General features: G+C 62.8%; 21 protein-coding genes, 1 tRNA gene and 3 pseudogenes. 17 read left to right on the forward strand and 8 right to left on the reverse strand.

Features of this window, described 5'->3' with window-relative positions; genetic code table 11:
- Window positions 1–123: 123 nt before the first annotated feature.
- The 3 genes from lon (at window position 124) to DLM46_RS06305 (ending at window position 3,396) form a co-directional block, all read left to right on the forward strand.
- Window positions 124–2,547 carry an endopeptidase La gene (gene lon, locus DLM46_RS06295; protein ID WP_115099895.1) on the forward strand — a complete coding sequence of 808 codons (2,424 nt, stop codon included), beginning with the start codon at window positions 124–126 and terminating at the stop codon, window positions 2,545–2,547.
- Window positions 2,548–2,883: 336 nt separating this feature from the next.
- Window positions 2,884–3,174: an HU family DNA-binding protein gene (locus DLM46_RS06300; protein WP_279635169.1), complete on the forward strand. Its 291-nt coding sequence runs from the start codon at window positions 2,884–2,886 to the stop codon at window positions 3,172–3,174.
- A gap of 146 nt (window positions 3,175–3,320) precedes the next feature.
- Window positions 3,321–3,396, forward strand: a tRNA-Val gene (locus tag DLM46_RS06305).
- Window positions 3,397–3,982: 586 nt separating this feature from the next.
- On the opposite strand, the gene DLM46_RS06315 is transcribed toward DLM46_RS06305, so the two are convergent.
- On the reverse strand, window positions 3,983–4,600 hold the full coding sequence (locus tag DLM46_RS06315) for a TetR/AcrR family transcriptional regulator (protein ID WP_115099898.1): 618 nt from the start codon (window positions 4,598–4,600) through the stop codon (window positions 3,983–3,985).
- Between the two features lie 238 nt (window positions 4,601–4,838).
- Here DLM46_RS06315 and DLM46_RS06320 point away from each other — a divergent pair, with 238 nt between their 5' ends.
- From DLM46_RS06320 to DLM46_RS06345, 6 genes are all read left to right on the forward strand, one after another.
- Window positions 4,839–6,362: an efflux transporter outer membrane subunit gene (locus DLM46_RS06320; protein WP_115100002.1), complete on the forward strand. Its 1,524-nt coding sequence runs from the start codon at window positions 4,839–4,841 to the stop codon at window positions 6,360–6,362.
- 16 nt (window positions 6,363–6,378) lie between these two features.
- On the forward strand, window positions 6,379–7,596 hold the full coding sequence (locus tag DLM46_RS06325; RefSeq protein ID WP_115099899.1) for an HlyD family secretion protein: 1,218 nt from the start codon (window positions 6,379–6,381) through the stop codon (window positions 7,594–7,596).
- Between the two features lie 13 nt (window positions 7,597–7,609).
- Window positions 7,610–9,151, forward strand: a complete 1,542-nt coding sequence (locus DLM46_RS06330; RefSeq protein WP_115099900.1) for a DHA2 family efflux MFS transporter permease subunit — start codon at window positions 7,610–7,612, stop codon at window positions 9,149–9,151.
- 72 nt (window positions 9,152–9,223) lie between these two features.
- On the forward strand, window positions 9,224–10,516 hold the full coding sequence (locus DLM46_RS06335) for an NAD(P)/FAD-dependent oxidoreductase (protein ID WP_115099901.1): 1,293 nt from the start codon (window positions 9,224–9,226) through the stop codon (window positions 10,514–10,516).
- A 60-nt stretch (window positions 10,517–10,576) separates the two neighbouring features.
- Complete coding sequence (locus DLM46_RS06340; RefSeq protein ID WP_115099902.1) at window positions 10,577–10,804, forward strand: hypothetical protein; 228 nt, start codon at window positions 10,577–10,579, stop codon at window positions 10,802–10,804.
- Window positions 10,805–10,909: 105 nt separating this feature from the next.
- A complete protein-coding gene (locus tag DLM46_RS06345; protein ID WP_244305889.1) occupies window positions 10,910–11,785 on the forward strand; it encodes a LysR family transcriptional regulator in 876 nt (291 codons plus the stop codon).
- Between the two features lie 106 nt (window positions 11,786–11,891).
- On the opposite strand, the gene DLM46_RS06350 is transcribed toward DLM46_RS06345, so the two are convergent.
- On the reverse strand, window positions 11,892–13,226 hold the full coding sequence (locus DLM46_RS06350; protein WP_115099904.1) for an aminotransferase-like domain-containing protein: 1,335 nt from the start codon (window positions 13,224–13,226) through the stop codon (window positions 11,892–11,894).
- A 141-nt stretch (window positions 13,227–13,367) separates the two neighbouring features.
- On the opposite strand from DLM46_RS06350, the gene cynS reads away from it, so the two are divergent.
- The 4 genes and pseudogenes from cynS to DLM46_RS06370 all read left to right on the forward strand — a co-directional run.
- Window positions 13,368–13,811: a cyanase gene (gene cynS / locus DLM46_RS06355; protein ID WP_115099905.1), complete on the forward strand. Its 444-nt coding sequence runs from the start codon at window positions 13,368–13,370 to the stop codon at window positions 13,809–13,811.
- A gap of 34 nt (window positions 13,812–13,845) precedes the next feature.
- Window positions 13,846–14,463, forward strand: a complete 618-nt coding sequence (locus tag DLM46_RS06360) for a DJ-1/PfpI family protein (protein WP_115099906.1) — start codon at window positions 13,846–13,848, stop codon at window positions 14,461–14,463.
- A gap of 30 nt (window positions 14,464–14,493) precedes the next feature.
- Entirely contained in the window at window positions 14,494–14,829 is a 336-nt protein-coding gene (locus tag DLM46_RS06365; protein WP_115099907.1) for a cupin domain-containing protein, read from the forward strand.
- Window positions 14,830–14,963: 134 nt separating this feature from the next.
- Window positions 14,964–15,152, forward strand: a pseudogene (locus DLM46_RS06370) (ABC transporter substrate-binding protein); the annotation flags it as partial.
- Window positions 15,153–15,223: 71 nt separating this feature from the next.
- Here DLM46_RS06370 and DLM46_RS06375 read toward each other — a convergent pair.
- Window positions 15,224–15,973: a GntR family transcriptional regulator gene (locus tag DLM46_RS06375; protein ID WP_115099908.1), complete on the reverse strand. Its 750-nt coding sequence runs from the start codon at window positions 15,971–15,973 to the stop codon at window positions 15,224–15,226.
- Window positions 15,974–16,146: 173 nt separating this feature from the next.
- Between DLM46_RS06375 and DLM46_RS06380 the strand changes: the two genes are divergently transcribed.
- Window positions 16,147–17,706, forward strand: a complete 1,560-nt coding sequence (locus DLM46_RS06380) for an SLC13 family permease (protein WP_244305861.1) — start codon at window positions 16,147–16,149, stop codon at window positions 17,704–17,706.
- A 56-nt stretch (window positions 17,707–17,762) separates the two neighbouring features.
- Window positions 17,763–20,171, forward strand: a complete 2,409-nt coding sequence (locus DLM46_RS06385; RefSeq protein ID WP_115100004.1) for a hypothetical protein — start codon at window positions 17,763–17,765, stop codon at window positions 20,169–20,171.
- A gap of 31 nt (window positions 20,172–20,202) precedes the next feature.
- On the opposite strand, the gene DLM46_RS06390 is transcribed toward DLM46_RS06385, so the two are convergent.
- The 3 genes from DLM46_RS06390 to DLM46_RS06400 are packed head-to-tail and all read right to left on the reverse strand — an operon-like array spanning window position 20,203 to window position 22,907.
- On the reverse strand, window positions 20,203–20,967 hold the full coding sequence (locus DLM46_RS06390) for an ABC transporter ATP-binding protein (protein ID WP_115099909.1): 765 nt from the start codon (window positions 20,965–20,967) through the stop codon (window positions 20,203–20,205).
- Window positions 20,967–21,857, reverse strand: a complete 891-nt coding sequence (locus tag DLM46_RS06395; protein ID WP_115099910.1) for an ABC transporter permease — start codon at window positions 21,855–21,857, stop codon at window positions 20,967–20,969. Before DLM46_RS06395 ends, DLM46_RS06390 begins: the two co-directional genes overlap by 1 nt.
- Window positions 21,858–21,863: 6 nt before the next feature.
- The gene (locus DLM46_RS06400) at window positions 21,864–22,907 is read right to left on the reverse strand and encodes an aliphatic sulfonate ABC transporter substrate-binding protein (protein ID WP_115099911.1); all 1,044 of its coding nucleotides are present in this window, start codon (window positions 22,905–22,907) and stop codon (window positions 21,864–21,866) included.
- A gap of 119 nt (window positions 22,908–23,026) precedes the next feature.
- Between DLM46_RS06400 and DLM46_RS06405 the strand changes: the two are divergent.
- Window positions 23,027–23,305 (forward strand): annotated as a pseudogene (locus DLM46_RS06405) (LysR substrate-binding domain-containing protein); the annotation flags it as partial.
- A 79-nt stretch (window positions 23,306–23,384) separates the two neighbouring features.
- On the opposite strand, the gene DLM46_RS06410 reads toward DLM46_RS06405, so the two are convergent.
- Together DLM46_RS06410 and DLM46_RS06415 are read right to left on the reverse strand one after the other, a co-directional pair.
- Window positions 23,385–24,686, reverse strand: coding sequence for a DUF3443 family protein (locus DLM46_RS06410; RefSeq protein WP_115099912.1), 1,302 nt, complete (start codon window positions 24,684–24,686; stop codon window positions 23,385–23,387).
- 29 nt (window positions 24,687–24,715) lie between these two features.
- Entirely contained in the window at window positions 24,716–25,255 is a 540-nt protein-coding gene (locus DLM46_RS06415; RefSeq protein ID WP_115099913.1) for a DUF2844 domain-containing protein, read from the reverse strand.
- 172 nt (window positions 25,256–25,427) lie between these two features.
- Here DLM46_RS06415 and DLM46_RS06420 point away from each other — a divergent pair.
- A pseudogene (locus tag DLM46_RS06420) lies at window positions 25,428–25,719 on the forward strand (4Fe-4S dicluster domain-containing protein); the annotation flags it as partial.
- Window positions 25,720–25,725 lie beyond the last annotated feature (6 nt).

Below are 25,725 nucleotides of genomic sequence, written 5' to 3' on the forward strand. Positions count from 1 at the left end.
TGTTTTCACTATGGAGTCACTGAACCTTCGGAGTCACTGAACTTTTCCCACACGCGGAGGCTTGCAATCTTTTCTGCTGGCCTCACCTATCGAACGAACTGATTCCACTCATGGGGAAATGAAATGTCAGGAACCCAACTCCTTCCGCCGGAACGCATTACGCTCCCGCTGCTCCCGCTGCGTGACGTAGTCGTATTCCCGCACATGGTGATTCCGCTCTTCGTAGGCCGCCCGAAGTCGATCAAGGCTCTCGAAGCAGCGATGGAAGGCGGCAAGCACATCATGCTCGTCGCCCAAAAAACGGCTGCGAAAGATGAGCCGACCGAAAAGGACATGTACGAAGTAGGGTGCGTTGCCAACATCCTGCAAATGCTGAAGCTGCCCGATGGCACCGTGAAGGTGCTCGTCGAAGGTTTGCAGCGCGCGAAAACGCTTTCCATCGAAGAACAGGAAACGCAGTTCTCGTGCGAAGTCATGCCGCTCGAACCCGACCACGCCGACAGCGCTGAAACTGAAGCGCTGCGCCGCGCGATCGTGTCGCAGTTCGACCAGTATGTGAAGCTGAACAAGAAGATCCCGCCGGAGATCCTGACCTCGCTGTCGGGTATCGACGAGGCAGGGCGTCTGGCCGATACGATCGCGGCGCATCTGCCGCTCAAGCTCGACCAGAAGCAGCACATCCTCGAAATGTTCCCGGTCATCGAGCGCCTCGAGCATCTGCTCGCGCAACTCGAAGCCGAGATCGACATCCTGCAGGTCGAAAAGCGCATCCGTGGGCGTGTCAAACGCCAGATGGAGAAGAGCCAGCGCGAGTACTACCTGAACGAACAGGTCAAGGCGATCCAGAAGGAACTTGGCGAAGGCGAAGAAGGTGCGGATCTCGAGGAACTCGAGAAGCGCATCACCGCTGCCCGCATGCCGAAGGAAGCCAAGAAGAAGGCCGACGCCGAGTTGAAGAAGCTCAAGCTGATGTCGCCGATGTCGGCTGAAGCCACGGTCGTGCGCAACTACATCGATACGCTGATCGGCTTGCCGTGGCGCAAGAAGAGCAAGGTCAACAACGATCTCTCGAATGCGGAACGCGTGCTCGACGAAGACCACTTCGGTCTCGAGAAGGTGAAGGAACGCATTCTCGAGTATCTCGCGGTCCAGCAGCGTGTCGACAAGGTCAAAGCGCCGATCCTGTGCCTGGTTGGGCCTCCGGGTGTCGGTAAGACGTCGCTGGGCCAGTCGATCGCTCGCGCCACGAACCGCAAGTTCGTGCGTATGGCGCTCGGCGGCGTGCGTGACGAAGCCGAGATTCGCGGTCACCGTCGTACGTATATCGGTTCGATGCCCGGCAAGATTCTGCAGAGCCTGACCAAGGTCGGCGTGCGCAATCCGCTCTTCCTGCTCGACGAAGTCGACAAGATGGGGCAGGATTTCCGCGGCGATCCGTCGTCGGCGTTGCTGGAAGTGCTCGATCCGGAACAGAACCATACGTTCGCCGATCACTACGTCGAGGTCGACTTCGATCTGTCGGACGTGATGTTCGTGGCGACGTCGAACTCGCTGAACATCCCGCCGCCGTTGCTCGACCGGATGGAAGTGATCCGTCTGTCGGGTTACACGGAAGACGAGAAGGTCAGCATCGCGCAACGCTATCTTTTGCCGAAGCAGAAGAAGAACAACGGCCTCAAGGATGGCGAGGTCGAAGTGACGGAAACCGCGATCCGCGACATCATTCGTTACTACACGCGCGAAGCGGGTGTCCGTTCGCTCGAGCGTGAAATTTCGAAGATCTGCCGCAAGGTCGTGAAGATGCTTCTGCTGAAGAAGGCGGAAGGCGCGGTGAAGGTCGACGGCAGCAATCTCGACACGTTCCTCGGCGTGCGCAAGTACGACTTCGGTCTCGCTGCAAAGGAGAATCAGGTTGGCCAGGTTACGGGTCTTGCGTGGACGGAAGTCGGCGGCGATCTGCTGACGATCGAAGCCGCGGTGATGCCGGGTAAGGGCAACGTGATCCGCACGGGCTCGCTGGGCGACGTGATGAAGGAATCCGTTGAAGCCGCGCGCTCGGTGGTCCGCTCGCGCTCGCGCCGTCTAGGTGTCAAGGACGAAGCGTTCGAGAAGCAGGACATTCACATCCACGTGCCGGAAGGTGCTACGCCGAAAGACGGTCCTTCGGCCGGTATCGCGATGACGACCGCGCTGGTGTCGGTGTTGACCGGGATTCCGGTTCGCGCCAATGTCGCGATGACGGGCGAAATCACGTTGCGTGGCGAAGTCTTGCCGATCGGCGGCCTGAAGGAAAAACTGCTGGCCGCGCATCGTGGCGGTATCAAGTTGGTACTGATTCCGGAAGAAAACGTCAAAGACTTGACGGAAATTCCGGATAACGTGAAGAACGCGATCGAGATCGTGCCGGTCCGCTGGATCGACAAGGTGCTCGAGCTGGCGCTCGAACGTGTGCCTACGGCGTTGCCTGAGGAAGAGCCGAAACCTGCGGCGCCTGTCGCAGCAGAACCGGCGAAGGACGCCGGTGCGACAGAAGTCGTGAAGCACTAAGGCAGTCAGCAGCGAAAGCAGTTTGCTGTACGGAAACCCGCGGCTTGGTCCGCGGGTTTTTTATTGCCCGCCACATTCAGAAAAGATTCGCCAGAAACCACGCCATCCCACCTTTTGAGTAACCACGGCCGTAATCGCCCGACTGGTTGTGCGCGCATCGATCGGCGACGCGAGAGGCGGCAAGATCTGCTCATCAAACGATCGTTCGGAAAACTGCGCGATCCGGCTCAACCCCGCTTGACACAAGGGTTTCGGCCAATTCTAATTAGTCGGCTCGGCGCTACCCGCCGAGCCGCGTGATGCCAGGTGCTACAGAGCGCCGTCACGATTGCCATAATATTCTCGGGGGTTGGAATGAATAAAACGGAATTGATCGATCACATTGCACAGCAAGCCGACATTTCGAAAGCTGCGGCCGGCCGTGCACTCGATGCGGTGATCGGTGGCGTCAAAGGTGCGTTGAAGAAAGGCGGCTCGGTAACGCTGGTCGGTTTCGGCACGTTTGCCGTTGGTAAACGTACGGCACGTACGGGTCGCAATCCGCGTACCGGCGCGGCTATCAAGATCAAGGCAGCGAAGGTCCCTAAATTTAGGCCTGGCAAAGCGCTGAAGGATGCGTTAAACTAATGGGCTCGCTGCTTGATGAACCTGCAAGTTCGTTGGAAAGAAGTGCAACGAAAATGTAGAGACTTGGTTTCATCTATAGGTGATACATAGGTCGGTACCCGGTGCCGTATCAAGCAGCAGAACAGAAGCACGTTGAATCGCGAAACGGGTGCTTAGCTCAGTTGGTAGAGCGGCGCCCTTACAAGGCGTAGGTCGGGAGTTCGAGCCTCTCAGCACCCACCATTCCGTTTCGTGATTGGCGTCCGAGCAGGTCCGACGAGATCTACTGCTGTACTCTGAAACCCGCGTGGCTATTGGCTCCGCGGGTTTTTTATTGTCGCTGAATCGTCCCAGAAAGTCCGTTGCATGCCGGCCGAATCCGGACGTTTATCGTTGTATCGTTCGTTGTATGTTGTTATCCGTGTCTGTCAGATGATGGGTATACAACGATGGCCCGATCTCCTCTCCACCAGCTCACCCGGCTGGACATTCTGAACGCGACATTCACGCAGGCTACTCAGTGCTTCGAGTTCGATGCGTATTTCAGACGCGCTACCCGAGCGAGGAAAGCATGCGTTTGTCGTCGTGCACGTCCTCGATGAAGTATCAGAATGGCGGCCGCAGAATCGGCAGTCTTTCTTGTGAGTTTATAGATGGCAGGGCTTACGCCGCCTCGGAGGTTGGCGATGGCGACGAGCAGCCTGGCGAAGATGAAGACCCTCGCTGCCAGCGCTGTGCCAGTGGCATCGCCGTCACTACCTGCCGAACGGCGGGAAGATTCCATCAGGATGTTGCCACTCTCAGTCATGATCAGCGCGTACGTCCCGGCCTAGCCGCTTTTATCGGTGCGGCCACCATAGGCCGCCATGAAAACGTCCACGGCCCGGTTCACCACTTGCGTAATGTTGCGTGCCGACGTGTCCGCCGGCACGCCCAGAAGACACAGCTCGGCCAGCTCGGCTTCAAATAGCGCGCGAAGATGCTCCGTCGCGACCGTAACATTGCATTTGCGCAGTCGGCCTGCTTCGTATGACTGCTGCAGGAAACTCGCCACCATCTGCCAGCCGATTTTCGGTCCGCGTTCGTAAAACAGCGCGCCCACATGCGAGCGTCCGCCTTCATGAATGGCGAGGCGCCGTATCGCGAGCAACTGCGGCTTGAGGATGGCGATCAGATAGTGCTTGCCGAAGCCGGTCAACGCCTCGCGGATCGGCACCGACGTCTTGAGCAGCGCAAACGCGCCTTTAATTTCATGCGCGGCGCACTCGTTCATCACCTCGAAGAACATCTCTTCCTTCGACTCGAAGTAGCCGTACAACGTTGCTTTGGACCCGCCAACCCGCGCCGCGATCTCGGACATCGACGCCTGTTCGAAGCCTGCTTCGCTGAATACTTCAAATGCGGCGTCGACGATCGCCTGCCGCTTCTCTTCCGTTTTCTTTCTCATTCCCGAGGCTTCCCTGTGCTTTGCCGGACAGGTTCATGAAACCTGCCCGTGCGTGATGTTACCAAAGCCCGTCGCCAAACCTCGCTCTCAAAACTGAACCAGTCAGTTTATTTATGTTGACACGCAGATATCCACATAACTAAACTGTGCGGTATTGTTAAGAACGAGTGCTGACATTGTGAAAGAAGCCGTAGTAGTCGGGGAGCGGGTGCGTCCGGTACGAACGACGAAGCCGGGCATGAGGTTTGCCGTCGGCCTTGCCATCACCGCGCTTGCAAGCGCATGCGCGCCATTGCCTGGCATGCCGCAAAAGCCGTCGCCGAAGGATGTAAGCAACTACGAGACCGCGCACAGTTTCGGCCCGGGCACGGACGCGCAATCGACATGGCCCACGGAACCGTGGTGGCTGCGCTACAACGATCCGCAGTTGAACGCGCTGATCGCGGAAGCGCTGAAGGGCGAGCCGACGCTCGCAACGGCGCAAGCGCGTCTGCATAACGCAGAAGCATCGGCGCAGGAAGCGGGCGCCGCGCTATTGCCTGAAGTCAGCGCGCAAGCGTCGGTCGAAAAGGAGAAGCAGAGTTACAACAACGGCGTCCCGCCCGCCTTCGTGCCGCGTGGCTGGCGTCCGTACGGCACCGCCGAACTCAATTTCAGCTACGAGATCGACTTCTGGGGCAAGAACCGCGCGTCGCTTGCCGCGGCCACGTCGGAACTCGACGCGGCACGCGCCGACGCCGCTCAGGCTCGCCTGGTGCTGGCGGCGTCGATCGCCGACGCGTACGCGGACCTCGCACGTCAGTTCGCCGAACGCGACAGCGCCGAAGCCGCGGTCAAGATCCGCACGCAGTCCGCGCAACTGTTCGCCGAACGTTTCGCCAACGGATTGGAGACGCAAGCCGGCGTCAAGCAAGCCGAATCGAGGCAGCAAAGCGCGCGTGCCGACCTGTTCGAGCTCGACGAGTCAATTGCGCTCACCCGCAACCGGATTGCCGCACTGATGGGCGACGGTCCCGATCGTGGCCTCGGCATCGGCCGTCCGGCCGTGGATCTGACGCAGCCGGTCGCCATGCCCGCCGATCTTGCGCTCGGTCTGCTGGGCCGCCGTCCCGACGTCGTGATCGCACGCTTGCGCGCGGAAGCGGCGAGCAAGCGGATCGACGTCGCCAGGGCCGGCTTCTATCCGAACGTGAATCTCTCCGCGATGATCGGCTTCCAGTCGCTCGGATTGAACATGCTGACGCGCGCGGGTTCGGCGGTCGGGAATGTCGGTCCGGCCGTCACGCTGCCGATCTTCAACGGCGGCCGGTTGCGCGGCCAGTTGCGCGGCGCGCGCGCGACTTACGACGAAGCCGTCGCCAACTACGACGAAACGCTGACCAGGGCGCTGCGCAACGTGGCCGATGTCGCCGTCAGCAAACGCGCGCTCACCGATCGGTTACAGGCCACGCAGGCGTCGTACGACGCGGCCGCGCAGTCGCACCGGGTCGCGCTCGAGCGCTATCAGGGCGGTCTGTCCGGTTATCTCGACGTACTGAGCGCCGCCGACACGCTGGTTAGCGCGCAGCGCCAACTTGCCGACATGCGCTCGCGCACCTTCACGCTCGACGTTTCGCTCGTGCGCGCCCTCGGCGGCGGTTATCAGGCCAACGCGGCCGGCTCTGCCAATACGTCGGCCGCCACGCCGCCCGCCGCGCCGCCCGCCGCCGGCAGTGCGAACTCCGAAGCGAACCCGGAAGCGAACCCGAAAAATCAAAGCTGATCCCAAGGACCAGAACATGTCTCAAAGCCATTCCCCCGTAGCCGACGCGCCGTCCGTGCCGGCCGCCGACCATTCCGCTTATGCCGGCGACAGGACGGCGACGGCCGCCGCGCCCGCCGCGTCCGTCACCCGCCGCCAGAAACTGTTCGGCATGCTGGGCGCGGTCATCGTCCTGGCCAGCCTCGCTTATGGCGGCTACTGGTACTTCATCGGCTCGCGTTATGTGTCGACCGATAACGCTTACACCGCAGCCGAAATCGCGTCGATCACGCCGTCGGTGAGCGGCATCGTGCAGAGCGTCGCGGCGGTCGACACGCAGCATGTCCGCAAGGGCGACGTGCTCGTCGTGATCGACGACACCGACGCGAAGCTCGCGCTCGAGCAGGCTGAAGCCGAAGTCGGACGCGCCGAGCGCAGGGTGCGCGGCTATCTCGCGACCGACGCCGGCCTCGCCGCCCAGGTGGACGCGCGCGCGGCCGACGAAGCGCGCATGAACGCGCAGATCGCGTCGGCCAAGGCCGACTTCGACCGCGCGGCGATCGACCTGAAGCGCCGCGAAGCGCTCGCGCATTCCGGCTCGGTTTCGGGCGAGGAACTCAGCAACGCGCAGACCTCGTTCGCGAGCGCGCAGGCGGCGCTGATGGCGGCCCGCGCCGCCGCGTTGCAGGCACAGGCGAGCCGTGCGGCGGCCGTCGGTTCACAGGACGCCAACAAGGTGCTCTTCATCGACACCACCGTCGACACCAATCCTGAAGTGCTGCTCGCGCGCGCCAAGCGGGATCAGGCGCGCGTCGATCTGGAACGCACGGTGTTGCGTGCGCCTGTCGACGGCGTCGTCGCGCGCCGCCAGGTGCAGGTGGGGCAGCGGGTCGAGCCGGGCGCGTTGCTGCTGTCCGTCGTGCCGGTGGAGTCGCTGCACGTCGACGCGAATTTCAAGGAAGTTCAGCTCGACAAGGTGCGGATCGGTCAGCCGGTCGAGCTGACGTCCGACCTGTACGGCGGCAAGGTCGTCTATCACGGCAAGGTCGCGGGACTGGCGGGCGGCGCGGGCTCGGCGTTCGCGATGATTCCCGCGCAAAACGCGACCGGCAACTGGATCAAGGTGGTCCAGCGCCTGCCGGTGCGGGTCGTCATCGACGCGGCCGATCTTCGCGCGCATCCGCTGGGCGTCGGTCTGTCGATGGAAGCGACCGTCGATACGCGCAACGGCGGCGACGCCACGCCCGCAAGTTGAGGCCGCGCCGACCATGTCTTCCAGTCAAACGCGGGATATCCCGCTGCCACCGCTCAGCGGCGGCATGCTGATCGGCGCGGCGCTGCTGCTGGCCGCGGCCAACTTTGTCGCGGTGCTGGACACGACGATCGCGAACGTGTCGGTGCCGACCATCGCCGGGGCACTGGGCGCGTCGTCGAGCCAGGGCACCTACGTCATTACGTCGTACGCGGTGGCTGAGGCGATCACCGTGCCGTTGACCGGCTGGCTGGCAAGCCGCTTCGGCACGGTGCGCGTGTTCATCACGTCGCTGATCATGTTCGGCTTGTGTTCGGCACTGTGCGGCATGGCGACGTCGCTCGACATGCTGGTGCTGTTCCGCGTGTTTCAGGGACTCGCCGGCGGGCCGCTGATGCCGCTGTCGCAAACGCTGCTGCTGCGCATTTTCCCGAAAGAGAAAGCGGCTGCGGCGATCGGCTTGTGGAGCATGACGACCCTGGTCGCGCCGGTGATGGGCCCGATCCTCGGCGGCATGATCTGCGACCGGCTGCACTGGGCGTACATCTTCTATATCAACGTTCCCGTCGCGCTGATCTGCGGGTATCTCGGATGGCGTTTGCTCAAGCGCTACGAGACGAGCCTGATGCGCGTTCCCATCGACGCCGTGGGTCTCGCGCTGCTGGTCGTGTGGGTCGGCGCGCTGCAAATCCTGCTCGACGAAGGCAAGGACAACGACTGGTTCGCATCGACGGAAATCCGCGTACTCGCGATCATCGCGGCGATCGGTTTTGCGTCGTTCCTGATCTGGGAACTGACGGACCGTCATCCCGTCGTCGACCTGCGGGTGTTCCGTCATCGCGGCTTTAGCGCGAGCGTGGTCACGATCACGCTCGCGTTCGGCGCTTTTTTCGGCGCCACCGTGCTGACGCCGTTGTGGCTGCAGAACTATATGGGCTACACGGCGACGTGGGCAGGGTGCGCCACTGCGATGACCGGCATCCTCGCCGTGCTCTCAGCGCCGCTCGCGGCCAACCTGTCGTCCAGATTCGACGGCCGCTGGCTGGTGTTCGCCGGCGTAATGTGGCTCGGCGCGATCACACTGTTGCGCACGCATGCGAACACCGACATGACGTTCTGGCAGGTGGCGTTGCCGCTGCTGCTGCAAGGCGTCGGCTTGCCGTTCTTCTTCGTGCCGCTCACGGGTCTCGCGCTGAGCAGCGTCGAGGAACCTGAAACCGCATCGGCGGCGGGGCTGATGAATTTCTGCCGGACCTTCGGCGGTGCGATTGCGACATCGCTGGTCAATACGAGTTGGGAAGACCGGACCAAATATGACCGCGCGGAATTGTCGGGACTCGTCGATCAGGCCGGCCACTTCTCGACCTTGCTGACCAAGTCCGGATGGAGCGCGAGTCAGGCGCAGGCGCAGATCAGCGACGTGGTGCAGTCGCAGGCCGTGATGCTCGCGACCAACCAGCTCTTCACGATTGCAGCCGCATGTTTCATTTTCGCCGCGCTCGCGGTCTGGCTGGCGCCGAAACCGACGCGGGTCGCGGACACGTCGCAGGCGCACTGAAGGTGCACTAACGCGCCATGCGTCTTTCGTCCTCGCGCGGAATTCGCGAACCGTAACCAACACCGAATAGTTATGTCCAACGCAACACGCATTGTCATCGTCGGCGGCGGCATCGCCGGCATTCTGCTCGCCACGCGGCTGGGCGACCACTTCGCGCATTCGCACGAGGCGACCGTGACGCTGATCGACAGCAGCCACACACACATCTGGAAGCCGATGCTGCATACCATCGCGGCCGGCACGCGCGACGTGAAGCAGCAGCAGGTGAGTTACCTCGCGCATGCGAGCGCGCACCGCTTCGCCTGGCAGCCAGGCGAGATGTGCGGACTGGACCGGCAGCGCAAGGAAGTCCTGCTCAATGAAGTCAGGACGCCCGAAGGCGAGCTGGTGCTGGAGGCACGAACCGTTCCGTACGACGTGCTGGTGCTGTCGTTGGGCAGCCGGGCAAACGACTTCGGTGTTCCCGGTGTCAGGCAGCACTGTCATTTCATCGACAGCCAGCAGCAGGCCGAAGCCTTCAACGGCGTGTTGCGTGCGCGCATGCTGCGCGCGGTGGTGCGAGACGAAAGACTGCGCGTCGGGATCGTCGGCGCCGGCGCTACCGGCGTCGAGCTCGCCGCCGAGTTGAGCCGGGTGCTCGAAATCGCGCAAGGCTACGGCGATCCGACGCTGCGCAGCCGCCTGAGTCTCACGCTGCTCGAAAGCGGCCCGCGCGTGCTCGCCTCGTTTCCGCCGGCGATTTCCGCATCGACCCAGCAGCAGCTCGAGCACATCGGATTTCGCGTGCGGACCTCGGCGCGCGTCACGGCGGCGCAGGAGGAAGGATTCCGGCACGGCGACGACCGTCTGGTGAAGGCGGATCTGATGGTGTGGGCCGCGGGCGTCAAGGCGCCCGACTTCATGAGCGGGCTGGCCGGCCTGGAAACCAATCGCTCGAATCAGATCGTGATCGACGCAACGCTTCAGTCGACCCGCGACGACCAGGTGTTCGCTCTCGGCGATTGCGCGAGTTTGACGCCCGAGGACCAAGAGCGGCCATTGCCGCCCACCGCGCAAGTGGCCACGCAGCAGGCGGAACACTTGGCCCGTCACCTGCCTGGATGGCTCGCCGGCGTGCCGATCCCAGAGTTCGCGTTTCGGGACTTCGGCTCGCTCGTGTCGCTGAGCGACTACGGCGCATTCGGCACACTCGGACGATTTGGCTTCTTCCCCGGCGGCTTCATTCGCGGGCGGTTCGCACAACTGAGCCACGCCATGCTTTATCGACGTCATCAGCAGGCGCTTCACGGTTTTGGCAGAGCGGGGCTGATGTGGACCGCCGAGCAGATCAACGGACTGGTTCAGCCGAAGATCAGGCTGAGTTGACGACGCCTTGCCCGCTTTAGCCCAGCAGCCCGGCATGCCGCAATTCCAGATGAATCAGCCATGATGAACGACGACGAAACTGGACGTTCCCGCGCCATGTGGGACGAGATAATGATGCTCCACACGAGCGTTTCCGTGATTCGCAAGGCGAAGGGCAAACGCAATCCGCCCGACTGCGAAGCAAACACCGCCGAATACGAAAAGGTGGCGAACGACTACGTGGACGACCTCGAACGCGCGATGCGCGAGGCATGGTGGGGCAGGTGGGTCAACAACCAGCAACGCTGACCGCCGACGCCCGACTGCATCCGCAATAACGAGCGTGCGCAACGGCCGGCGCGGCATCGACAGGTACTTTCCATGAACCGTCCAGTTATGAATCTCTTTCAGGCCATGCAGGTCTTTGTACAGGTCGCCGATTGCAGGAGCTTCGCACAGACGGCGGAGCGGCTCAGCACGTCGACGTCCGTCGTCACGCGCCATGTGTCGAGTCTGGAAAAACACCTCGGCATCCGCCTCTTTCAGCGCACCACGCGCAAAGTCGTGCTGACTCAGGCGGGTGCCGAGTACGCCGACGGCTGCCGGGATCTTCTGAAACAACTCGATGAAGTCGAATCCCGTGCGACGACGGAGCAAACGGAATTAAGCGGTGAGATCCGCATCGTTGCATTGGGCAGCTTTTCGCTCCTGCAGCTTACGCCGCTCTTCGCGGACTACCAGACAAGATTTCCGCGAGTGAACCTCAATGTCACGCTGACCGAGCGGCGCGTTGACCTGCTGGAAGGCGGCTTCGACGTCGGGATCGTGAGCGAGCAGATGGTTCGCTCCGAAACGCTGATCTTGCGGCGGCTGATCAGTTCGTTCGCCATTCCGGTAGCGTCGCCAGATTATCTTGCCCAGGCGGGCTACCCGGCGACTCCCGCGGACCTGAAGAATTGCAGGGTGATTTCAGTACCCGCAGACGGTGCTCAGCAAGCGTGGATCTTCGTTGACCGTGAGGGGAAGGAAGAAAGCGTAACCGTTCTACCTTCGATGACTGTCAACAGCCTCGTGATGCAAATGCAGTCGGCGCTCAACAGCATGGGCGTTGCGCTGCTGCCCTACGAACTGGTTGCAGATGCGCTTCGTGCAAAGACGCTGGTTCATGTCCTCGACGGGTATTCGCTGCTCAATGCGGACGTGGCCGTTTCGCTTGTCTATCCGAGCCGGGACTTCGTGCCGCGCAAGGTGAGGGAGTTCATCGACCTGGCGGTGAGCCATTTCAATTGATGCAGGAGGACTTGCCGCGGAAGACGAACTGGCGTGCTAGCGGTTATCAGCGGGTTATCAGCATGCGGCAACTTGTTCTGTGCGGCTACGACCTGATGAGCACGCGTCAATATGAGTAAGCGCCGATCACATTTTTAACCTTCTCCAGCGCCTGTCGGAGCGTGGTCAAATCTACGGATCCGAGTGCGAGGCGAATCGCATGCGGTGCATGTTCTGACGTCGCGAAGGGTTCGGCGGTCGACACGGAGATGTGCTCGCGAACCAGCGCCATCGCAACCAGGTCTGCTCGAACTTCCTCGGCGAGAGGAAGCCAGAGGAAGTAGGACGCCGGGTGGCAAATCCGGCGTAGTCCGGTGAGGATCTCGGCAGCCATCGCCTGGCGGACCATCGCATCCTGACGTTTCTCCATCTCCAGTCGGGTAACGGTGCCATCGTCGATCCAGCCGCAGGCGATAGCCGTCATCACACCGGCCGTGTTCCAGGTGGTCGCTCTGATCGCACGCTCGATCGGAGGCACCCATTGAGCAGGGGCGGCAACGAATCCGACTCGAAGTCCGGTGGCCACGCTTTTTGACAATCCCGAGACGTACACCGTTGTCTCGGGCGCGAGCGCTGCCAACGGGGCAGGTGGGTCTTCGACTAGGAAGGCATAGGCCGCGTCCTCGATGATGAGCAGCCCGTGCCGACGGGCAATCGAAACCAGTTTGTGTCGCAGTTGGGCATTCATCACCCATCCCAGCGGGTTGTGCAGTGTAGGCATCGTGTATATGGCACGCACTCGCCGATTCTTGCATAGCCGCTCCAGGGCCTTCAGGTCAGGACCGTCGCCCGCAGCCGGAATCGGTGCGAGTTCGAGACGCAACGTTTCCGCCAGCACCTTGAACCCCGGATAGGTCAAGGCATCGACCGCGACCACATCGCCGGGTCGCAAAAGTGCCATGACGGTTGCTGTTAGCCCATGCTGCGCGCCGTTCACTATCAATACCTGATCTCCTTCGACCGCCAGCCCTCGGCAGGAAAGATGACGCGCGACAGCCGCCCGCTCGTGCTGCCGCCCACCGTGCGGTTGATAGCGCAGCAAAGCTTCCAGGTCGCCGGACGATGCGAGCTGGCGTAGCGCACTTCTCAGAAGCTCGGCCTGGCCGGGGAGGGACGGATAGTTGAAATTGAGGTCCGTCAGATCTGCTGCTGTGGCTTGCTGATCGATACCCAGGCCGGGAGGAAGAGAAGTCTCCCTGACGAACGTGCCGCGACCGATTTCTCCACTGACGAGGCCCATCCCTTCAAGCTCGGCGTAGACGCGCGAGGCTGTGACAAGGGCAAGCCCCTCTTTGGCTGCGAGTTGCCGGTGGGTCGGCAAGCGCGTACCCGGCGACAGGCGCCCCGAACGGATATCGGCCGCAAACGCATCCACCAGAAGCTTGTACCGGGCCTGAGCCATATGGGAATGTATCCATGACAATAATTTGATTGTATTAATTGTCGGTCATACGATACCTCATCGCAACTCGATTCGCATTGGCGGACGGCAGTGTCGTGCGCGGCACGAACCTCCGGCATGCCCTCCATTTAAGGAGCGTTTATGAACCGTCTTACGGTTACCGAGAAAATTATCGCCGCCAAGGTGTCGCTGGGTATCAGGTGGTCGGACGTTGCCGCCAAGGTGGGACTCAGCAAGGAATGGGTGACCTCCGCATGCCTGGGCCAAATGACGCTGAGCATGGAGCAGGCGCAGGTTGTCGCGGAAATTTTTGGCCTGACGGAAGAAGAAGCCAGGTGGCTGACCGTTACGCCGTACAAAGGCTCTTTGCCCACGGCAGTCCCGACCGACCCGCTCATCTATCGCTTCTACGAGATGATCAACGTGTACGGAACCACGTTCAAGGCGCTTATTCACGAAGAGTTCGGCGACGGCATCATGAGTGCCATCGACTTCAAGATGCACCTGCAGCGCGAGAACGACCCGAATGGCGACCGCGTACGCATCGTCATGAGCGGCAAGTTCCTCCCGTACAAGCAGTACTGACCTTTAAACCATTTTTGAGCAGGAACACAACGCCATGCACATCGCTATCCTTACCTTCGAAGGCTACAACGAACTCGACTCGCTCATCGCGCTCGGCGTGCTCAATCGCGTCAAGAAGCAAGACTGGCGCGTGTCGATTGCCAGTCCGACGGCGCGCGTCAAGTCGATGAACGGGGTGGTAATCGAATCACAGGCCACCCTTCAAGAGGCAAGTGCTGCCGATGCGGTCATCGTGGGCAGCGGCATGCTGACGCGTGACGTCGTGGCCGACGCGGCGCTGATGGCGCAGTTGCAGTTCGACCCGTCAAAACAGCTCCTGGGCGCGCAATGCTCTGGCACGCTCATCCTGGCCAAGCTAGGCCTGCTCGACGGGGTGCCGGCATGTACCGATCTGACGACGAAACCGTGGGTCCAGGAAGCGGGCATCGACGTGCTGAACCAGCCTTTCTTTGCCAGGGGCAACGTGGCCACGGTCGGGGGATGCCTTGCGTCACACTACCTTGCTGCCTGGATCATTGCCCGTCTGGAGGGTATCGACGCGGCGCAGAGCGCACTTCACTACGTCGCGCCAGTAGGAGAAAAAGAGGAATACGTATCTCGTGCGATGGGACATATCACGTCGTTCCTGAACGAGAAGCTGGCGACTATTTGAGCAAAACAATTTCAAACGAGGAGAAAGCAAATGACTATTCGCGTGTTCCAGGCCGTCACACAGCAGCAACTCACCGATCTGAAGATTCCCGAAACCACCGCATTTCTTGACGACCTGGGATCGTCCGGCAACCCGCAAGCCCCGATCGCAGCCGGGCTGTTTCGAATGGGTCAGGGAGAGGCGATGCCCTACACCTACGAGTTCGATGAGTTCAAGCTCGTTCTTGAAGGTGAGATGACGGTCACCGAGGAAGCCGGTACGGTCCACGAACTGAAGGCGGGGGATCTGATCCAGTTTTCGGCAGGCGCCAAGGTCAAGTTCTCGTCGCGCTCCAGCGGCCTCGCGTTCTATGTGGCCCAGCGCTGACATTCTTGGCGGAGCATGTCGGGGCTATGGACTATCAATGCGTAGCGGCCCCGGAATTTGCCGAATCATACTTCGCAGCGGGATTCAACCTGCATGAAGTCTTGGCTGCACCGGTTGTCCTGTTCAACGGCAAGGCGCGCGAGACGGCGAACGTTGCGGAACGCACGGCGCTCTATCAGCAGGCGCAGGTCGTCTTCAAGCAGCAGGTGCCTTATACGTCGATTGCGCATTCCATCGTCTCTCTGCCTGTGTCGAAACGTGTGAAAGGGCTCGCATTTTCGCCGCTCGGCAGTCATCGCTTCGAAGGCGTGTGGTTGGAGTGACCAGTCTCATGGTCGAGGCTTCAAGCTGATTGTCCGGACGGACTGTGAACCCATGCCGTCACGCCCCGTACCTACCGTGCACCATAGGCGAGTGTCGCGCTCATCGTACTGCTGACGACGAATTCGTAGCGCTCCGGCCGGATGTGAAATACCGTCGATTCACACGCGCGCCCATCGGTGAGATACGAGGTCCGCTTCATCACCATCAGCGGGGCAAGCTGCGACACGCCCAGCACGCGCGCGGTTTCAGCGGGCGCGGCGACGGCAGTGATCGACATGTCGGCATGCTCGATCCGCCATCCCAACAGCGATTCGAGCATCTCATAAGACGGCATGCCGGCGGCCTGCTCAGGTGAAATGGTCCGTGTTTCCGGCAACAGACAGGTTTGCGCAAGCGCGACCGGTTCGCCATCGACGCAATGCAACCGCTCCAGATACACGCACGTCTGGACCTCCGCGCCAAACACGCCTTGCAGACCCGGCGGCACGTCGCATTCCTCCATCCGCAGCAGTTCCATTTGCGGGGCGGCGCCCTGGCGCGCGAGCGTATCGTAAAAGCCGCGCAGCACATCCAGCCGATGCTGCAAACGCTTCGCCGTCGCGAACGTGCCCTTGCCCTGCTTGCGTTCGACGAGATTCTCGGCAGCGAGCTTGCCGATCGCGAGCCGCACGGTCACGCGGCTCACCGAAAAGCGCTCGCTCAACTCGGCCTCCGACGGCAATTTCCCTGAAGGCTCAAAGCTGCCGCGCTCGATCTCGCCTCGCAACGTGCCGGCGATCTGTTCATACAGCGACGTGATGTGTTCGCGAACCAATGTCATAGGTGTGCCGTGAGTGCTCGATTAGGGGTGTGCAGGCCGACGGTTGCCTTTCCATGAATCCGGATATCGATGTGAAATCCAGTTAGATCGGCAACTTGTATTAATACGTATTATGCCAACTCCAAGGCGGCAAATGTCCGTCGCATTCAAGCCGAACGATTGGGAGTTGGGAAGTGACGAACGAAACCTCAGGCAATCCGCCGCTGGAAAGAGCCGGCTGGCCTGCTTCTTTCGGCGCCGCCGCAGATTCGCGCGAGCCGGTCGCGCCGGGCGCGAAGCGTGTTCCGCAGACACCGCTGAAAGCCCGCATGGGGTTCGTCGCGGCGTGGCTGTGCTTCTTCGCGATTGCGTGGTGGCTGCCGACACCGCAAGGCCTGACCGCCCAGGGCAAGGCCACGCTGGCGGTGGTCGCATGGGTGGCGATCGTGTGGGTCGTCGAGGCGATTCCGGTCGGCGTGAGCGGCATTCTCGTGCCGATGCTGCTTGTGCTGTCGCACGCGGTCACGCCGTTTCCGAAGGCCGCGAGCGGGTTTGCCGCGCCGGTGGTGTTTCTTTGCCTCGTCGCGTTCCTGTTCTCCGCGATCATGCAGGCCGCCGGTCTTGATCGCCGCATCGCGCTGCTGCTGCTCGAGCGCTTCAGGGCGCGCACCGCGAACGGCGTGATCTGGGCCATGTTCGCGGTCAACTTCGTGATGTCGCTCGTCGTGCCGGCCGCCAATGCGCGCGCCGCCACACTGCTGCCGGTGGCCAACGGCATCGTCGGCCTGTTCGGCGACAGCGCGCGCGAGCGTGAGGCGAAGAAGGCGATCGTGATCCAGACGCTTGTCTACGGCTCGATGATCAGCGGCATGTGCATTCTGACCGCGCATCTGCCGAACATGGTCGTGTCCGGTCTGCTCGAAAGACAACTCGGGCTGCGGCTGTCGTATTTCACGTGGTTCAAACTGCAATGGCCGTATCTCGGCATGTTCGTGCTGACCCAGTTCTGGGTGCAGCACTATTTCAAATCGCGCGCGGTCGCGATTCCCGGCGGCCGTCAGGCGATCGTCGACGAGCGGCGCAAGCTGCCGCCCGCGGGCCGGCACGACTACGCGGTGCTTGCCGTGTTCGCCTTCGTCGCGTTGCTGTGGGCAACCGAATCGGTACACGGCATCCAGTCGGAAATCGTCGCGCTGATCGGACTCGCGCTAATGTTCGCGCCGGGCGTGCTGCGCTTCGGCTGGAAGGAGGTTCAGGAGCGGACCATCTGGGGCACGCTGTTTTTGCTGGGCGGCGCGTTGTCGCTGTCCGCGGCGATCAGCGGCTCGGGGCTCGCGCAGTGGGCGGCGGATCACATCTACGCGGTCGCGCATGGTTATGTCTGGTGGGCCGTGCTGGCGCTCGTGATGGTCGGTACGCACGTGATCCGGATCGGCATGCTGTCGAACGTCGCTGCCGTGACGATGATCGCGCCAGTCGCATTGGCTTTGGCGCCGAGGCTCGGTCTGCATCCGGTCGCGTTCACGCTGCTGATCAGCGACACCGACAGCTTTGCTTATTTGCTGCCGACGCAGATCACTGCCGGCGTCATCGCCTACAGCAGCGGCGCATTCACGACGGCGGACTACGCGAAGGTCGGCGTGGTGTCGGTGCTGATCGCGATCGCCTACGGCATCTGCGTGATGGCGCCCTGGTATGCGTACCTCGGCGTGCCGGTGTGGAATCCGGGCGCGCCGTGGCCGTTCGCGCATTGATGGGCATACCGCCGCTAAGCGAACTTCACGAGTTTCACTTTCAGGAAAACATCGGGATGAATGACCGCGCACAAGGGATCGATGCGAAAGGCGCCGCGTTGCGCGAGCGCCTGGGGACGCACGTCGCGCCAGAGGGATTGTATGAGCGCCACAAAGCGTTGCCGTTCGCCGGGCGTGTGAGTTGCAACGTGACGCGTCTGGAAGCAGGCAGCTGGAGCGAAATCGTGCTCGACTACGAAGTCGGCGCGTCCGGTATTGCCGACGGCGCGTGGCTCAAGGCGACGTTCAAGTTCTACTCCGACTGGGCGTTGTTCCAGACCAGCGACCCGGGTGCCGCGAACTTCATCAGCGCGGAATATCATGCGGCGACACTCGTACCGGGTCAGAGCCCGGCGACCGTTCAGGCGCTGAACGTACGCTTCGACCAGAAAGGACATGAGCGGCCGTTCCAGAAAGCGGTGATCGTCGACGTGGCCGACGGCTATCTGAACGCGGGCGACCACATCGTGATTCGACTCGGCGACCGCCGCCGCGGGCCGGGCACGCGTGTGCAGACCTTCGTCGAGGATCAGTTCCGCTTCAGGTTCTATGTCGACCCGCTCGGCACGTCGCGCTTCGTGGCCGTACCCGGCGACGTCGTGATCGACATTCATGCGGGCGCGCCGTCGCAGGTGCTGCTGAACGGTCCTCGCTTCGTGCGGCCTTCGGAGCCGGCGACGTTTCGCGTCTCATTGCAGGATCGCTGGGGCAATGCGTGCCGGGATGCCGGTGGAGCGATAGAAGTGCACGCGTATGACGATCACGATCAGCTTGTCTATCGCCGCGAGCTGCCGTTGCCGGAAGAGGGCTGGGCCACCTGCGCGCTGCACGACCTGCCGACGACCGCCGACGGCACGCTGCGCATCGTCGCGGCCGCACCCGCGCTGCACGATGTGCGCGCGGCCGAAGTCTTCCTGACAATCGACCAGACGTTGCCGGTTGCGCGCTCGCTCTATGCCGACCTGCACGTTCACGCTCACGATACGGTCGGCACGAACAGTCCGGCGTACAACGCGGCATATGCACGCGACATCGGCGGCATCGACGTACTCGGTTATACCGCGAACGACTTCCAGATCACCGATGTGAACTGGCAGCTCGGCGTCGACACCGTCGAAGCATTCAACGAGGCGGGACGCTTCGTCGTCTACCCGGTTCAGGAATGGTGCGGCAGCTCGACGGCCGGCGGCGATCACAACGTCGTCTTTCTCGGCGACGAGCCGCCGGGCTTCCCCTATAACGCGCGTGGTGAACATAACCGCACGCTGGTGTGGAACGAGGACATGAAGGGCACCGCGGTCGAACTGGGCCGCTGGCCGGTCGAGGAGCTATGGGACGCCTATGTCGGCGATCCAGAACAGCACCTCGTGATGCCGCACGTCGGCGGGCGCCGCTACATTCCCGACTGGCATCATCCGGAACTGGAACGGCTGGTCGAGATCGCGTCGACGTGGGGACACTTCGACTGGCTTTACCGCGATGTGATTGCGCGTGGCTACCAACTGGGCGTGGCGGCGAGCGGCGACGAACATCGCGGCAGACCGGGCGGTGGTGCGCCCGGCGTCCAGGTGTTCGGCGTGCATGGCGGATTGACCGGCGTGCTGTCCGATACGCTCGACCGGAAAGCGGTGGGCCGCGCGCTGCGGGCACGCCACACATGGGCGACCACCGGCGAGCATAGCGCCGCGCTGGTTCGCTGCGGCGAACACCGGCAGGGCGATGCGTTTGTGCATCGCGGCCCGGCTACACTCGATTACCGTCTGCTCGGCCGTGCCGGTTGGGAATACGTCGCGGCGTTCGACCACTCGGGCCTGTTCTGGGAGCGCGACCTTCATGAGGAACTGGGGTACTCGGATCGACTGATCCGCATCCGCTGGGGCGGCGCACGTATTCGCGACCGTTATCGTTGGGCGTCATGGCGCGGCCGGATCCGCATTCTCAACGGGACGATCCACAACTTCGGCTCGGCGGGCTTCGAACACATCGAGGAAGCCGCCTGGCGCACCGGCACGACCGACATCGAATTCCGCAGCGATACGTATGGCGATGCCGACAGCGTCGAAATCGATGTCGGCAATCTGGCAAACGCGCGGATCGTGATCGAAGGAAGCATCGACAGTTTCGTGAAGGTCGGCGATCCGCTGCAGGGCAATCCGTTCGCTCATGCGCCGACGTTTCGCTGGGAGATCAGCGGGGCGGAGCTGCTCGCGCAGGGGACTGCAAGGCATGAACTGGGTGGGACGGAACTGTTCCTTGCTGCCGAGCGGCTGACCGCCAGGCCGTTGCCGCGGGACCTGTCGGGCGCGCTGGAGGTGGCGCCGCTGAACGCGCCGTTCGGCTTCCGGCCCGTGTATCTGTTCGCGCGGCAGCGGGACGACAGCAAGGTCTGGACGTCAGCGCAGTTCATCACGTTCGAGCCCTCGTGATGGCAACGCAGATCGCCACGCCGGGCATTTTTCATTGAACCGACGGCAGCGAAGCGCCGATGCCGTCCAACAGTTCGTCCCGCACGCTGGTGAGCGTTCCGTTGCGCCGGTCGCGTGGCCGTGGCGCGGCAATCTCGATGTCCCGCGCGAGGCGGCCCGCGCCGGTCTTGCCGGACGGCGCGAGCAGCAGCACGCGATCAGACAGATAAAGCGCTTCTTCCAGATCATGCGTGACGAGCAGCGCCGCGGTGCCGTGCGCCCGCGTGAGCGATAGCAGCAAATCCTGCAGCCGCGTCCGGGTCATCGCATCGACGGCGCTGAACGGCTCGTCGAGCAGCAATAGATCGGGCTGTGGGAATAGGCCGCGCGCGAGTGCGACGCGCTGCGCCATACCGCCGGATAGCTGCTTGGGCAATGCGTCCAACAGACCAGCCAGACCGACCTCGCGGAGCAGTTCCGCCACGCGCGGATCGCTGCCGCGCTGCGGCCCGGCGGAGAAGGCGACGTTGTCGCCGACGTTCAGCCACGGCAACAGGCGAGGCTCCTGGAAGATCACACCGACCCTCGCCGACGGCCCGCGTTGCGGCACGCCGTCGAGCAGAATCTCGCCGTCGAACTCGCGATCGAGACCCGCGATCGCGCGCAACAGTGTGCTCTTGCCGCAGCCGCTCGGGCCGACGAGGCTCACGATTTCACCGCGCGCGATAGCGAATGCCACGCGCTCGAGCACGGTGCGCCCGTCGTAGTCCTTGCTGACTGCTCGGATCTCGAGCAGAGACGACGCGTTCGGCCGCATCAGCGCGTGCTCCGCGAAGAAAGTTGATCGGTTGCCGTGTCGCGCCACGACAGCGTATGCACCTCAATCGCTTTGAGAATACTGTCGCTGAGTTTGCCTAGCAGCGCGAGCAACAGGATCGCGCCGAACACGAGGTCGGGACGTCCGGTCTCGCGCCCATCGCTAAGCAGGTAACCGAGTCCGCGGGTGGCCGCGATCAGTTCCGCCGCCACCATGAACATCCACGCGAGACTCAAGCCTGTGCGCAATCCGGTGAAGATCTGTGGAAGCGAGGCGGGCAACAGGATGCGCGTGAAAAGCGCACGCTGAGTCAGGCGATTGACTTCGCCGAGTTCGATCAGCTTTCTGTCGACGTCGCGAATCCCCGCCACGACGCTGAGCTGCACCGGGAAGAACGCACCGATCGCGATCAGCGTGATTTTCGGCGCCTCGTCGATACCCATCCACAGCAGGAGAATCGGCACCCACGCCAGCGAAGGAATCGCGCGCAGCGCCTGAAAGGCCGGGTCGAGCAGCGCATCGAGACGCCGGCTCAGACCCGTCGCCGCACCGAGCAGGAGCGCAAGTGCGGCGCCGAGACCGAAACCGGCAAAGACGCGCGCGCAGCTTGCCCAGATGTGACGGCCGAGGCGGGCGCCGCCCAGCTCCCAAAGTGTCCGCGCAATGGAGCTCGGCGCCGGCACCAGATGTTCCGGCAAGATCGACAGGCGGACCAGCACTTCGATAAGGGCAAGAAACCCGAACGGCAAAGCCAATCCGGAGATGCGCCAGCGCTTGAGCGGATCGCGCGGTCGCGCCGGGGCGCGGCGAACCGGTTCGGCCGAGTCGCGGTTGTGAAGCGTGAGCGTATCGTCAGCGGCTATGCCGATATGACGGGCTGCGCGGCTCATTGGTCTTTACTTGCCGCTGTTCGCTGCGATGACCGGCTGGGCCGCTTTCACGTCGATCAGCGCGTCGATCACCGCGTTCAGATCGGTGCCGGGCTTGACCAGTTGCTCTTGCACTAGCAGGGGGGCGGCGGCTTTCAGCGCAGCTAATTGCCGTTCACCGGGCTGAGGTTGACTGAAATCGTTGCGGCTCAGTTGCAGTCTGGCGACCGGTAGCGACAGCTTCGATTCCTCAGCGATGATTTTTGCCGTCTCGTCAGGATGGGCGGCGATCCACAGCCGTGCTTTCTCGTACACCTTCAGCACATGCACCAGCGTGTCGGGATGCGTGCTGATGAAATCTTCCCGCGCATTCAGGAAACCCCACGTGTTGAAGTCGACGTTCCGGTAAAGCAGGCGGGCGCCATCGTCGATCTGCGCGGCAGCCATATGCGGATCGAGACCGGCCCATGCGTCCACCTGAGCGTTCGCCAGCGCGACGCGTCCGTCCGGGTGCTGCAGGTTCACGATCTCGACGTCGTCGCGCGACAGGCCGGCGGTATGCAGCGCGCGCAATGTGAAGAGGAATGGGTCAGTGCCCTTGGTTGCAGCGATCTTTTTGCCTTTCAGATCGGCGAGGGTCTTGATTGGCGAGTCTTTGCGCACGACCAGCGCGGTCCATTCGGGTCGGGAAAAAATGTAGACGGCGCGAATTGGATTGCCGTTCGCCTTGCCGAGTACCGCGGCGAGGCCCGCGGTCGAACCGATATCGATGGCGCCGCTGTTCAGATATTCGAGCGCCCGGTTGCTGCCGAGACTCAGCACCCATTTGACCTGCGTATGATCCGGCGCCAGTTCCTGTTCGAGCCAGCCATTGCGCTTGATGACCAGACTTTCAGGCGAATAGTACGCGTAGTCGAGTCTCAGTTCGGCGGGCGGGGCAGCCTGCGCCGGGCGTGGAGCCATGCCGACGACAAGGGCCGCTGCCGACGCGAGAACAACGGCCAGTCCGGCCAGCAGTCGGCGCGGCTTCTGAACGAATGGTTGCTGCGCCGCACCCCGGAAGAATGTCATTGAGTGGTCCTTGAAACTGTTTCGTTATGACCGGTCAATGTAATCAACGCCCGCGCGCAAGCGAACCAATAAAAGCTCACAACTAAAGCACATGCCGCGCTATGGCGGCGATGACGAATACGTTGGGCGACGCAAAGCGAAGCGCCACGGTATCGGTGGGAGGGCGGTTCACGCTCAACAGCGTTGGCATGATCCGCCGCCTGGCAGCGCTCGACATGGGCATCGTCCTGATGCCGGAGGAAATCGTCGCCGATGAACTGGCCGGCGGGAGGCTACGCCGGATCTTGCCCGGATGGCACGGCATGCCGACGCCGATCTATGCCATCACCGAAACCCGTTTACTACCGGCGAAGACGCAGCGCTTCATCGAGTTCCTGCGGCAGCGTTTAGGGCGGTAGCCCGCGACTGGATGCGATCACAGGCTGCACAAAACCGCAGCCCGCCCCCGGCAGTCATCCAGCGCTTACACGAGCGTGGTCAATTCGACACGTACGCCACGTACGGCCCGGTGCCGCCGCCTGTCGAACTGCGGCCGCTGATGCCGTAGTACACATGCCGGCCGTAGAACGCCGGAATCCCGAGGTCGAGATCGCTGCTCATGTAGACGCCGAGGTTGTTGAACGCGTTGTTAGAGCCCGCGAGGAGAGTCGCCGCGTTCGCGATGTTGAAGCCGAGCGTCGCATTCGCCGGACTCGTCGAGGCGAGCGTCGCCGAGCGGCCCAACGTCGTAGTCGGCGTGTAGAACATCGAGGCGCTGCGCGTGATCGTCGAATCCTGGAAGAACAGCGCGGTCGAGCCGGAATCGAAGAACGCCCCGGCGCTCAGCGTCTTGCCATTGAGCGTCGCCGTGAAGTTGCCGTTGATATCGGTGGGAATCAGCGTCGCGCCGGCGCCGGACAAGACGTTATTGCTCTGCGTGTCGATCCCGAACACGAGCGTGCCGGCCGCGGTCGCGCTGCCGCTGTCGGACACCTGGGCCATCTCGACGATCACGCCGTTGTTGTCCTGGGAAAACAGGTACACGGGGTTGGTGACCTGAGCGCTCGTCGCGACATTCACCGCAGTGCCCGCATTGGTGTAGTAATACTGCGCGATCGGCGTGGCGGCGTTCGCGCACGTCGAACCGCAGTCTTGCGGCGCCACGCCGATACCGAGGATGCCGTTTGCGCCGAGCGCGCTGGGCGAATCGAGCGCGCTGCCGACCTTGCATGCGGTGGGAGCCGAGATCGTCAGGTTGGGATCGGCCATCACGTGAATCGGTACGCTGGAAGCCAGTTCGCCACCGATCTTCACGTCCGCCGTATGGACCGTGCCCCACGCGTAGCCGCTGCCGAACAGCGCGCATTCGGCGAGCGGCAGGCTGCTGGATGAATCGATTTCAGCCGTCAGGCTGCTGAACGTCGTGCTCGGAATCGCCGACTCGAAGAGCCGCAGGCCGTACGAGCCGGTATCCACCAAGACGTTCGAGATGGTCGAGCAGTTCGTCGCGCCGCTTGAACCGGGCGCGCAGATCGTGACATTCACCATCGGTTGATTGCGGATACCGGTGCTCGACACCGTGATAGCTGCCGTGTTCGACGGACCGACCGACGTCGGCACGGCCGACGCGTCGACCGCGAGGGTGTTGCTCGAGGTAGTCGTGCTGCTGGACGTCGAACTGCTGCTGGTTGTGGAGCCGCTGGTGGTCGACGAACCGCTCGACGAGCCACCGCCGCCACCGCCGCATGCAGTCAGGCACAGGCCGAGCGTCGCGGCCAGAATCCACGCGAATTTGCGCATTGCTTTCTCTCGTTTGATCTTGTTGACGGTTACTGGATATCGTCGGCGCTCAAGCCTTGCGGCAGCGCTTGCGGCAGGTAGGCACGGCCATGGAACGCGCCCATGTGGCCGCCGGTTTCGACCACCAGGCCGGCCTGGCGCACTGCGGCCGGGCCGTAACCGCCGCCTTGCGCGGCATGGATGTCTGCGAGCCCCTGGGTGTAGGACGGAAAATAGTCGCCGAGCAGCGTGCTGAGCGGCGCCATCGTCGGACCCTTCCAGCTGATTGCGAACACCGCGTTGTTCTGCGCGACGTACTCGCGGATGACCGTGCCGGACGCCGTCGTCGTCTCGTTGACGGTGTACGCGGCGGACGCGACGCCCGATGCCTGCGCGAAGCGCGCGGCAAACGATGCGCTGGCGGCGGTGCCGGCGCTGGTCTTCGTGGTGCTGCCGTCGGCGCCGGTGCCGCTCGGGTAAGTCGGCGCGCTCCCCAATGCGCCGTGCGCCGGCAGGGCTGCAAGCATCGCCCCGATGCTGGTTGCGATCGCCGCGGTCGCGGCAATACCTCGAATTGAATTGATGGCCATATTGTTGATCGATTTTTTTGGACTGGGCGTGCGCCACCACACTGCAGCGCGGATGCGCGCACTGTAAGTATTATTAGCCTCCGGTAACAATTTGATCGTACGAATAGGGGCGTGGAATGGTCGCTATTTAGCGCCAACTTCACCGGAAGGGACGGTGGAACGCGTGCTGACGACCCAGTGCACGCTGCGCGCAGACCGCATCAATAACGAAGCGCTGCCCGAACGTGACCGCAAGCCTGCCTGCGTGCGTGCAGGCGTGCCTGACCTCCGCACGGCTGTTCGGCGATATTCATGACCCGGATTCGGTGGTGTCGCAGGCGATTCGCAATCGCGGCGGCTATCGGCGCATGCCGCAGTGGGGTGCGAAACCGGCGAATCACTATTGGCCGCGTCAGAACACCGCCTGGTGCGGCGGCGATTCGTGTTCCTGCAAGTCAGGCGCCGAGACTTCCGGTTCCTCCGCGGAGGCG

The organism is Paraburkholderia lacunae (genome assembly GCF_003353175.1).
Lineage (GTDB): Bacteria > Pseudomonadota > Gammaproteobacteria > Burkholderiales > Burkholderiaceae > Paraburkholderia > Paraburkholderia lacunae.